Below are 11,390 nucleotides of genomic sequence, written 5' to 3' on the forward strand. Positions count from 1 at the left end.
CACGGCGCCGGCCGGTGAGACGGGAACCCCGTCGAGCCGGTCGGCGTCAGGCCGCACACGTGATCAATTACATCTTGCGCCGCCTGGTCACCGCGGCACTGCTCATCGTGGCCGTCTCCATGGTCACCTTCGCGATCTTCTTCCTGATCCCGAAGGCGGCGCACGCCGATCCCGCTGAGATGTACGTCGGTAAGACGGCGACCCCGCGCGACGTCGAGGCGACCCGGATCAAGCTGGGTCTGGACAAGCCCATCTACGTCCAGTACGGGAAATTCGTGAAGGGGCTCGTCGTCGGGCGGGACTACGACAGCGGCCCGACCGTCACCCACTGCTCGGCGCCGTGCTTCGGCTACTCCTTCCGCACCGACCGCGAGGTGTGGCCGCTGCTGCTCGACCGGCTTCCGGTCACCATCTCCCTCGCCCTCGGCGCCGCGGTGCTCTGGCTCGTCGGCGGTGTCGGCGGCGGCGTCATATCCGCGCTGAAACGCGGGAAAATCTCCGACCGGGTCGTGATGATCATCGCGCTGGCCGGCGTGTCGCTACCGGTGTACTTCACCGGCCTCGTCTTCCAGCAGCTGTTCGTCCATCAATGGAAGATCTTCCAGGGCGGCGAGTACATCAACTTCGTCGACGACCCGCTGGGCTGGGCCAACAAGCTCTTCCTCGCCTGGGTGAGCCTGGCGCTGCTGTTCGCCGCGACCTACGCGCGGCTGACGCGGGCCACGATGCTCGAGACCCTCGGCGAGGACTACATCCGCACCGCCCGCGCGAAGGGCCTGAAGGAGCGGGTCGTCGTCGGCAAGCACGCCATGCGCGCCGTGCTCACGCCGATCGTGACGATCTTCGGCCTCGACCTCGGCACGCTGCTCGGCGGCGCGATCCTCACCGAGCGGGTGTTCAGCCTGCCCGGCATCGGCAAGCTCAGCGTCGACGCGGTGAACCAGAAGGACCTGCCGATCATCCTCGGCGCGACACTGTTCGCCTCGTTCTTCATCGTCTTCGCCAACCTGATCGTGGACCTGCTCTACGCCGTGATCGACCCGCGGGTCCGGCTCACATGACCCGACCCGCGTCCCGGTCCCCTCACGGCACCCCTGGAAAGGAGTGAGCATGTCCAGCAGCCTGCTCACCGACGTCAGCCCGAACCCGGGCGGCCCCGGCTCCCAGCCCGCGCAGTCGTTCCTCGACGTGCGCGAGCTGCGGATCCACTTCAACACCGACGACGGCGTGGTCAAGGCCGTCGACGGCCTGACGTTCCAGCTGGAGCGCGGCCAGACCCTCGGCATCGTGGGCGAGTCCGGCTCCGGCAAGAGCGTCACGAGCCTGGGCATCCTGGGCCTGCACCGGCGCGGCTCGGCCAAGATCTCGGGTGAGGTCTGGCTCGACGGCGAGGAGCTCATCGGCGCCTCGCCCGAGCGGGTCCGCCTGCTGCGCGGCGCGAAGATGTCGATGATCTTCCAGGACCCGCTGACCGCGATGCACCCCTACTACACGGTCGGGGCGCAGATCATCGAGGCGTACCGGGTGCACCACAAGGTCAGCAAGTCCGACGCCCGCAAGCGGGCGATCGAGATGCTCGACCGGGTCGGCATCCCGCAGCCGCAGCGGCGCGTGGACGACTATCCGCACCAGTTCTCCGGCGGTATGCGCCAGCGTGCGATGATCGCGATGTCGCTGGTGAACAACCCGCAGCTGCTCATCGCCGACGAGCCCACCACGGCGCTCGACGTGACGGTCCAGGCCCAGATCCTCGACCTGATCCGCGACCTGCAGTCGGAGTTCAACTCGGCGGTCATCATCATCACCCACGACCTCGGTGTCGTGGCCGAGGTGGCCGACGACATCCTGGTGATGTACGGCGGCAAGTGCGTCGAGCACGCCACCGCGGAGGCCGTCTTCCGCCGCCCCGAGCACCCGTACGCCTGGGGCCTGCTCTCGTCGATGCCCCGCGTCGACCGGGAGGTGCGCGACCGGCTGGTGCCGATCAAGGGCAACCCGCCGTCGCTCATCAACCTCCCGAGCGGCTGCTCCTTCCACCCGCGCTGCCCCTACGCGGAGCGCAACGGCATCCCTTGCAAGACGGTCGAACCGGCCCTGGCGGAGGCCACGCCCAAGCACGGCGTCGCCTGCCACATCCCGCCGGCGGAGCGCGCGGCCATCTTCAAGTCGGACATCGCCCCGAACCTCTGAGGAGCACGACAGTGTCGACGACGAGCACCCAACCCCAGCCGGCCGCGGTACCACAGCGCGGCGGCGAGAACCTCCTCGAGGTGCGGGGCCTGGAGAAGCACTTCCCGATCATGCGGGGCGCGTTCATCAAGCGGAAGGTCGGCGCGGTCCGCGCGGTCGACGGCATCGACCTGGCCGTCAAGGCCGGCGAGACGCTCGGCCTCGTGGGCGAGTCCGGCTGTGGCAAGTCCACCACCGGCCGCCTGATGACCCGGCTGCTGGAGCCCACCGGCGGCCAGGTGCTGCTGGAGGGCCAGGACATCTCGCACTTCGGCGTGGGCAAGATGCGCCCGCTGCGCCGCGAGGTGCAGATGATCTTCCAGGACCCGTACTCGTCGCTGAACCCGCGGCACACCGTCGGCTCGATCGTCGGCGCTCCGCTGCAGGTGCAGAACATCAAGACGGCGCACGGGCAGAAGCGGGAGGTCCAGCGGCTGCTGGAGCTGGTCGGGCTCAACCCCGAGCACTACAACCGCTACCCGCACGAGTTCTCCGGCGGCCAGCGCCAGCGCATCGGCATCGCCCGTGCCCTGGCCCTGCAGCCGAAGCTCATCATCGCCGACGAGCCGGTGTCCGCCCTGGACGTGTCGATCCAGGCGCAGGTCGTGAACCTGCTGGACGACCTGCAGCGCGAGTTCAACCTGACGTACGTGTTCATCGCGCACGACCTGTCCGTCGTCCGGCACATCTCGGACCGGGTCGCGGTCATGTACCTGGGCAAGGTCGTCGAGGTCGGGTCGCGCGACGGGCTCTACGCGACGCCGCTGCACCCGTACACGTTCGCGCTGCTGTCCGCCGTGCCGGTGCCCGACCCGGGCCGCCGCGACAAGGCGCACCGCGAGCGCATCCTGCTCACCGGCGACGTGCCCAGCCCGATCGACCCGCCGTCGGGCTGCCGCTTCCGCACCCGGTGCTGGAAGGCGCAGGACCTGTGCGCGTCGCAGGAGCCGCCGCTGCGGGAGCTGCTGCCCGGCCAGACGGTCGCGTGCCACTTCCCGATCACCGACGAGGAGCGCTCGGCGCGCGGCGCGGCCGCCGCCCGGGCCGCCGCGGCGGAGATTCCGGTGGACACGTCCGAGGATCCCTTTGCGGAGCCGATCGCCTGACGGTTTTTGACAGTTCGGGGAGTCGCCTTCTGGCGGCTCCCCGACTTCGTTTCCGGGCCGATCGCCATACGGTGTGCTGATGTACGCCGACGACGCCACCCGGCTGGCCCGCCTCGAACGGCAGGTCGCATTCCTGTACCGCCACTTCGGCCTCGACCCCGCCCTCGCCGATGCGTTTCCCGGCGCGGCCGGAATGCCGCCGGAGTTCACCGAGGCGCTGCGGGCGCAGAACCTCATCGCCGCGATCAAGATCTATCGCCAGGTCACCGGCGCCGGGCTGGCCGAGGCCCGCGACGAGGTGGAGCGCATCGCGCGCTCCGTATGACGGGTGACTGTGCGCGGACGGTGAGGCCCGGGAGTCACGGGCCGCGCCCACGGCGGACGTCGCGGTAGCTCTGATTCAGGCTTTTCAAGGCTTTTGACGCCCCCTCGCCCTGAAAATCTTGACGGGAAAGGGTTTCCCCGTATCAACAACTCTTGTTCGATGTCCCCATCCCCTCGACCAGGGAGGTTATGTGGGATTCAACAAGAGGCTCACCGGCGCCGCGGTTTTCACCGCGACGCTCACGGTGACGGCGGCCGGCCTTATGTCGGCCCCGGCCAGCGCTGAGACCTCGGCGACGACGCAGTACACGGTCATCGCCGCGGACAACGTCTCGGCCGCCGACGCCACCGCCGCCATCAAGAAGGCCGGCGGCCAGGTGATCGGCAGCAACGACGCGGTGGGCATGTTCACGGTGGTCGCGCCGCAGAACGGATTCGTGGAGAAGGCTGCGGCGACGTCGCAGCTGGTCGGCGCGACCCACCAGGTCGCGATCGGCAAGGCCCCGAAGAAGGACCGGCCCGGCGACGTGGAGCGAGAGGCCCAGCAGGCGGCCGCGGCCGCCAAGAAGAGCGGGAACAAGCCGACCACGGCCGGCATGGACCCGCTCGACGACAAGCTGTGGGGCCTCTCGGCGGTCAAGTCGGACAAGGCGCGCAAGGTCAACGCGGGCGACAAGCGCGTGACCGTCGGCATCCTGGACACCGGCGTCGACGCGTCGAACCCCGACATCGCCCCGAACTTCAACTGGGCGCTGTCGAGGAACTTCGCACCGGACAAGACCGACATCGACGGCCCGTGCGAGGTCGCGAGCTGCCTCGACCCGGTCGGCACCGACGACGGCGGCCACGGCACGCACGTCGCCGGCACCATCGGCGCGGCGGCCAACGGCTTCGGCGTCTCCGGCGTCGCGCCGAACGTGTCGCTGGTCGAGCTCAAGGGCGGCCAGGACTCCGGGTACTTCTTCCTGGAGCCGACCGTCAACGCGCTCGTGCACGCGGCCAACAACGGCATCGACGTGGTGAACATGTCGTTCTACGTCGACCCGTGGCTGTACAACTGCACCGCCAACCCGGCCGACTCCCCGGCCGCGCAGGCGGAGCAGCGCACCATCATCAAGGCGATGTTCCGCGCCCTCACGTACGCGCACTTCAAGGGCGTGACCCTTGTCGCCGCGGCCGGCAACAACCACGAGGACGAGGGGCACCCGCGCACGGACATCTCCAGCCCGGACTACCCCGCCGACTCGGCCTACGACCGGCCGATCGACAACCGGTCCTGCTGGGACCTGCCGACGGAGGGCCCCTTCGTCATCGGCGTGTCCGCGCTCGGCCCGTCGCTGAACAAGTCCGACTACTCCAACTACGGGCTCGAGAACATCAGTGTCGCGGCGCCCGGCGGGTACTTCCGTGACGGCCTCGGCACCGATACCTATCGAACGGTCGGCAACGAGATCCTGTCGACGTACCCGAAGAAGGTGCTGCAGGAGGAGGGCTCGGTCGACGCGGACGGCAACGTCCTGCCCGACTTCGCCGACTCCGTGTTCAAGCAGTGCAACGCCGCCGGGCAGTGCGGGTACTACACGTACCTGCAGGGCACCTCGATGGCCTCGCCGCACGCGGCCGGCGTCGCGGCGCTGATCGTCAGCGCGCACGGCAGCAAGCAGGGCAAGGGCTTCGGCCTGGAGCCGTGGAAGGTGGAGTGGATCCTCTACACCTCCGCCGCCGAGCACGCCTGCCCGAACCCGCGCACGGTGTCCTACGTCGACGTCGGCCGCCCGGCCGAGTTCGACGCGACCTGTGACGGTGGCAAGGAGTTCAACGGCTTCTACGGCTTCGGCATCGTCGACGCCTACGCCGCGGTGACCGCCCACGCCTGGTGGGAGCACCACTAGCCGGTTTGCGGGCCGCCTCGCGGAACCTCTGCGAGGCGGCCCCCCGGGCAGCTTAGGATCATGCCCGTGGCTTACCAGGCGGCTTCGGACCGATACCAGGACATGCACTACCGGCGCAGCGGGCGCAGCGGACTCAAGCTGCCGGCGATCTCCCTAGGGCTGTGGCACAACTTCGGCAGCGAGCGGGCGTTCGAGACGCAGCGCTCCATCGTGCGCCGGGCGTTCGACGCCGGCGTGACCCACTTCGACCTGGCCAACAACTACGGCCCGCCGCCGGGCGCCGCCGAGGAGAACTTCGGGCGGATCGTGGCCGAGGACCTGCGGCCGTACCGCGACGAGATCGTCGTCTCCACGAAGGCCGGTTACCTGATGTGGCCGGGGCCCTACGGGGAGTGGGGGTCGCGCAAGTACCTGCTCTCCTCGCTCGACCAGTCGCTGCAGCGGATGGGCCTGGACTACGTCGACATCTTCTACTCGCACCGCCCCGACCCGGACACGCCGCTGGAGGAGACGATGGGGGCGCTGGACGCCGCCGTGCGCTCCGGCAAGGCCCTCTACGTCGGCATCTCCAACTACAGCCCCGAGCAGACCGCCGAGGCGGCCCGCATCCTGCGCGACCTCGGCACGCCGCTGCTGATCCACCAGCCGCGGTACTCGATGCTGGACCGCTGGATCGAGCCGGAGCTGCTCGGCGTGCTCGAGGCCGAGGGCGCCGGGTGCATCCCCTTCTCGCCCCTCGCGCAGGGGCTGCTGACCGACCGGTACCTCGACGGCATCCCCGAGGACTCCCGGGTGCGCACCAGCGTCTTCCTGAACGAGACCGACCTCACCCCGTCGCGGCTGCAGCTGATCCGGGCGCTGAACGAGGTGGCCCGCGAGCGCGGCCAGAGCCTGGCCCAGCTGGCGCTGGCCTGGGCGCTGCGCGACTCGCGGGTCACCTCGCTGATCATCGGGGCGTCGAGCGTCAAGCAGCTGCTGGACAACCTCGGTGCCCTGCGCAACCTGGAGTTGTCGGGCGACGAGCTGGCCCGCATCGACGGGCTACTTGCTGAGGAAGGCGCCTAGCGCGCTGATCACCGGCTGGAGGGCGGGCGGGATCGCGCCGTCCTTCGCGGTGATCTGCCGGCCGCTGTACGTCACGGTGTAGGTGTAGGCGTCGGCCACCGCCCCGTTGTCGTTCACGGTCGGCATCTTGTTGAAGTCGGTCGAGGCGAGCGCGGCCTTGAGCGCGTTGAGCTCGTCGGTGGTGAGCTTGCCGTCCCTGCTGCCCTGGCGGGTCGTGATCGTGTATGACCCGTCGGGGCGCACGACCAGCTTGTCGTTGTTGCCGGCCAGCCCGCCGGTGCGGGTGAAGGTCACCAGCGTGTCCATGGCGGTGGTGTTGCCGCCGGTGTTCGCCTTCGAGCTCGGGTCGGTCTGCGGCCCGGCGCTGGGGTTGCCGGTCGCGGCGCTACTCGCCGTGTCGCTGCTCACGGCCGCCGGCCCGGAGGTGGCGGCCGAGCTGGCCCCACCGGCGTCGTCCTGGGCGTCCGAGCAGGCGCCCAAAGCGAGCGTGAGCAGGGCGGCAACGAGGATCCGGGACTTCATCGTGATTCAGCTCCATCCATAGGTCTTCCTCTTTGGACTGCGGCTCGACCGACCCGGTTCCCCGGATAATCGCGCGTTTTTGTCATACCCCCACGACATGATGACCCCATGCGTCTCACCCCCTACCGCCGCGTCCTCGCCCTACCGGGCGTGCGGCCCCTGATGGTGCTGGCCCTGCTGGCCCGCATCCCGATCACCGCGATCGGGGTGACCATGACCCTGCACGTCGCTCAGGACCTCCACAGGGGCTGGGGCGCGGCGGGCCTGGTCGGGGCGGCGCTGACCGTAGGCACGGCCCTCGGCGGCCCGCTCAACGGCCGCTTCGTGGATCGCCGCGGCCTGCGCCCCATGCTGGTGGTGACCACGGTGGCCGAGGCCGTCTTCTGGACCGCCGCGCCGTCCCTGTCCTATCCGGCGCTGCTCGTCGGCGCCTTCGTCGCCGGCGTCTTCTCCCTGCCGGTCTTCTCGGTGATCCGCCAGTCGATCGCCGCGCTCGTGCCCGTGGAGCACCGCCGCCAGGCCTACGCCCTGGACTCGATGTCCGTCGAGCTGTCGTTCATGGCCGGCCCGCCGCTGGCCGTGGCGCTCATGAGCGCCCTGTCGGGCCGCGTCGCCATGTGGTCGATCGGCGCCGCCCTGATCCTGGCCGGTGCGGCCCTGTTCATCGCGAACCCGCCGGTCCACGAGACCGCCGCCGACCCCGGCTCCCCCGCCGCGCCCCCGGTGCGCCGCCGCGACTGGCTGACCCCCCGCTTCGTCGCCGTCTGCGCCGCCGCCGCGGCCACGACCGTCGTGCTGGCCGGCACCGATCTGGGCATCGTCGCCATGCTGCGCAACGCGGACCAGGTCGGCCTGGTCGGCGCCCTGCTGGCCGCGTGGGGCGTGTACTCGCTGATCGGCGGCTTCGTGTACGGCGCCCTGCCGCGCGCGGTCCCGCTGGTCGCCCTGCTCGGCGGCCTGAGCCTGTTCACCATCCCCGCCGGCCTGGTCGGCGACGCCTGGCCCCTGCTGTTCCTGACGCTCCTGCCGGCCGGCGCCCTGTGCGCACCCACCCTGAGCGCCAGCGTCGACCTGGTGAGCCGCCTGGTCCCGCCGTCGGCCCGCGGCGAGGCCATGGGCTGGCACGGCTCCTCCCTGACCGTCGGCCTGGCCATCGGCTCGCCGCTCGCGGGCTGGGCCATCGACACCGGGTCGCCGTCGTGGGGGTTCGCGGCGGTGGGGCTGCTGGGGGCGGCGATCGCCGGCGCCCTGCTGGCGTTCCGCCACCTGGACCGTCCGGCCCCGGCGGCGGCGCCGCCTGCGCCCGCGGACGCCGCAGCCACGGACGCCGCGCCCGCGGACGCCGCACCCGCCGAGGCCGCGCCCGGGACCGCCGCGTTCGCATCCGCCGCGTCTGCCGCGCCCGCGTCGTCCGACGCCGCGCCCGGAACCGCCGCGTTCGCATCCGCGGCCGCCGCGCCCACGGCGTCCGCGGGCGCTGTGCCCACCGCGTCTGCCGTGCCCGCGCCGTCCGACGCCGCGCCCGGAACCGCCGCGTTCGCATCCGCGGCCGCCGTGCCCACGGCGTCTGCCGCGCCCGCACCGTCCGACGCCGCGCCCGGAACCGCCGCGTTCGCCTCCACCGGCACTGTGCCCACCGCGGCTGCCGCGCTCGCGCCATCCGACGCCGCGCCCGGAACCGCCGCGTTCGCCTCCACCGGCACTGTGCCCACCGCGGCTGCCGCGCTCGCGCCATCCGACGCCGCGCCCGGAACCGCCGCGTTCGCGTCCAGGGCCGCCACGCCCACCGCGGCTGCCGCGTCCACGCCGTCCGACGCCGCGCCCGGAACCGCCGCGTTCGCGTCCGCGGGCTCTGTGCCCACGGCGTCTGCTTCGCCCGCCGTCGCTGCGGCCGGGGCCGCCGCGTCCGCGCCGTCGCTCGCGGGCACCGCGCCTGCTGCGCCGTCTCGGACAGCGGCGGACGCCATCCAGGAGCGCACGCCGTTTGCCGCACCGGCGCCCGCGCACAGCTAGTCGGCGTGCCGCCGCGGCTCACGCTCCGGGCCGCGGCGGGCGCCACCCAGTTGCGCAACCGAACCAGCGTCCATGCCCGCGCCGTCGCTCGCGGACACCGCCTGCCGCCCCGCCTCCGGTAGCAGCGGACGCCACACGGGAACACACGCCGTCTGCCACACCAGCGCCCGCACGCACATAGTCGGCGTACAGCCGCGGCCAACGTTCCAAGCCGCGACGGGCACCGCCCGGCAGCACAGCCCGAACCAACGGCCATCCCCGCGCCGTCGCCCGCCGGCCCCTGGCCGGGACCGCCACACCCGCCGAATCCGCGCACGCGGCCGGACCGACCGCATCCACATCCGCATCTGCGGTCGGCACACTCAGGAGCGCTGCGGCCAACGTCCCCGGTCGCGGACACCTCGTCAGCCGCCGCGTCGTCTCCGGCCGCGGCAGACGCCACACGCGAACACATGCCGCTTCCGCACCGGCGTCCGCGCACAGCTAGTCGGCGTGCCGCTGCGGCTCACATTCCGGGCCGCGGCGGGTGCTGTCCGGCAGCGCGGCCCGACGACCGCATCACCAGCCAGGCGCCGGTGTAGCGGGAGAGGCGGGAAAGGTCGTCCACTGCATTGGCCAGGGAGGGGCGCGGGGCGCTGACAAAGGGAGCGTTAAGGGGCGTAGAGGGGAGCAAAGGGGGCGCTACCGGAATGTCGGATGTTCGGCGCGGGTAGCGGGCTGAACTGCTTAAACGCTCAACTGAAAACGTGTCTTGTCAGTTAAGAGTGAAAGACTGGACGAGTTCCAGTCTTCGGATGATGCACCCGGAAATCAGAGGAGTGTGGGGGCTCCTACGAAGGATTAGCTCATTTACTGTATGCCGTCAATCAACTGCGGTACGTATTGTAGTGCCGGGAACTGGTAGTAGAAGAAGCTCGCCATGTTGTCGCGGAGGACCGGCTGGCGTCTCGCGAGAAGCTGGGAGATCTGGGACAAGTTGGACACCGTGCTGGTTAAATCTTTGTGTTGCAACGTTTCCAAGTGATTCCGGGATTACCGGCGTACCGTATGCGCCTTTTACGACGTTTGGGAAGAACTGGCTCACTGAGCGTGTACCGGTGCCGGTCAGGATGCCGTTGAAGTGCTGGCCGCGTAGTGCGGGGACTCCCAGATGTCCGGGGGTGCCAGGCATGATCAGCGTGCCGCCGTGGTCTGTCATGTCGCGCAGGGCCGCTACCACCTGCGGGGATTCGCTCAGGGTGCGATACCGGACGCCGCCGGAATAGACGCTCTTGGCGTCGTCGTAAACGAGGAATACCGCCACGGCGAACGGGACATTACGAGAATGCAGATAATCGGCGATCCGGCGTAGCTGTGCCGGGTCGGAGTCCGGGTCGACGTCCTCGAAGCGGATCAACGGGTGCGGTGTCGTTCCCTCGTGCCGGGGGCGAGCAGGTCGGACAGCAGGTCGTCGAAGATCGCGTACGTGAACGGGACCTCGGCCACCTAGGTCAGGGGCGGCCGGCCCGCGTCGCCCACTGGGTCGTGATGCCGGACGGCCGTGGCGACCGCATCGTCGATCGTCGCTGCATGAAAACCGATTCCGGGGTACTTCCGGATCAACTGCCACACGTTGCCGCCCGGCCGCCACGCCGGCCAGGAACTCCTGCGGCAGCGGCTCGTCATACGTCGATCAGATATAGATCGTCAAGCAGGTGTCGTAGTGCCGATCCGGGGGTGTACTTCGTCACTGCCCCGGGGCTCTCAGGCGCCGCGGTGCGAGGGCGGATTGCCTGCTTGGAGCGCCTAGAGCTCGGTCAGGCAACCGTATTGCCCGGTTGTGTCATACAGGACGAGCATCCCGCTCGCCGGGTATGCAGGAGAACGGCCCGGTGACGAGGGCGGCCGCAGTTGTGCCGATTGGAGAGGTTTTGCAGGAGCTCACCGCGAACGCGACCACGACGACCAGCGCGATCCCGATGACCTCGACGGCGAGGCGCCGTTGTGGGGCGAAGGTGACAGTCAGTATTCGTTGGACTGCGGTTCGATGCATGAGCAACTCTCCGGAGAAGTCGCCATCAATGCCAGCAAATCGGGCGCAATCCACCCGTCGGTCGGGCTTATCCGGCGGGTCCGTCGACAAACGGGATGGTTGCGTCCGTCACTCAGCGCGGTACGATCCGGCAGAGCCGCCCTGCGGTGATCGGTGTGGAACCCCCTCCACATCGCACCGCTCGTGGCAAACCCGACGGAGGGCGAT

Annotated in this window: 8 protein-coding genes and 1 pseudogene; 7 read left to right on the top strand and 2 right to left on the bottom strand. The window is 70.3% G+C overall.

The window, feature by feature from the left end; all coding sequences use genetic code 11:
* Positions 1 to 59 precede the first annotated feature (59 nt).
* The 6 genes from ABD901_RS06805 to mgrA all read left to right on the top strand — a co-directional run bounded on the left by ABD901_RS06805 (position 60) and on the right by mgrA (position 6,616).
* Positions 60 to 1,061 carry an ABC transporter permease gene (locus ABD901_RS06805; RefSeq protein ID WP_345122442.1) on the top strand — a complete coding sequence of 334 codons (1,002 nt, stop codon included), beginning with the start codon at positions 60 to 62 and terminating at the stop codon, positions 1,059 to 1,061.
* A 49-nt stretch (positions 1,062 to 1,110) separates the two neighbouring features.
* Entirely contained in the window at positions 1,111 to 2,190 is a 1,080-nt protein-coding gene (locus tag ABD901_RS06810) for an ABC transporter ATP-binding protein (RefSeq protein ID WP_345122444.1), read from the top strand.
* 110 nt (positions 2,191 to 2,300) lie between these two features.
* Complete coding sequence (locus ABD901_RS06815; RefSeq protein WP_380139738.1) at positions 2,301 to 3,335, top strand: ABC transporter ATP-binding protein; 1,035 nt, start codon at positions 2,301 to 2,303, stop codon at positions 3,333 to 3,335.
* 79 nt (positions 3,336 to 3,414) lie between these two features.
* A complete protein-coding gene (locus ABD901_RS06820) occupies positions 3,415 to 3,660 on the top strand; it encodes a hypothetical protein (protein ID WP_345122449.1) in 246 nt (81 codons plus the stop codon).
* Between the two features lie 262 nt (positions 3,661 to 3,922).
* Entirely contained in the window at positions 3,923 to 5,551 is a 1,629-nt protein-coding gene (locus tag ABD901_RS06825) for a S8 family peptidase (RefSeq protein WP_425556671.1), read from the top strand.
* 60 nt (positions 5,552 to 5,611) lie between these two features.
* Positions 5,612 to 6,616, top strand: coding sequence for an L-glyceraldehyde 3-phosphate reductase (gene mgrA / locus ABD901_RS06830; RefSeq protein WP_345122453.1), 1,005 nt, complete (start codon positions 5,612 to 5,614; stop codon positions 6,614 to 6,616).
* On the opposite strand, the gene ABD901_RS06835 is transcribed toward mgrA, so the two are convergent.
* Positions 6,593 to 7,138, bottom strand: coding sequence for a hypothetical protein (locus tag ABD901_RS06835; protein WP_345122455.1), 546 nt, complete (start codon positions 7,136 to 7,138; stop codon positions 6,593 to 6,595). The genes mgrA and ABD901_RS06835 overlap by 24 nt on opposite strands.
* A gap of 108 nt (positions 7,139 to 7,246) precedes the next feature.
* On the opposite strand from ABD901_RS06835, the pseudogene ABD901_RS58975 reads away from it, so the two are divergent.
* Positions 7,247 to 8,443, top strand: a pseudogene (locus tag ABD901_RS58975) (MFS transporter); the annotation flags it as partial.
* A 1,570-nt stretch (positions 8,444 to 10,013) separates the two neighbouring features.
* Here the strand turns inward: ABD901_RS58975 and ABD901_RS06845 are convergent.
* Entirely contained in the window at positions 10,014 to 10,547 is a 534-nt protein-coding gene (locus tag ABD901_RS06845) for a DUF2334 domain-containing protein (protein WP_345122459.1), read from the bottom strand.
* Between the last annotated feature and the right edge of the window lie 843 nt (positions 10,548 to 11,390).

Source organism: Dactylosporangium darangshiense (genome assembly GCF_039537565.1).
Taxonomy (GTDB): domain Bacteria; phylum Actinomycetota; class Actinomycetes; order Mycobacteriales; family Micromonosporaceae; genus Dactylosporangium; species Dactylosporangium darangshiense.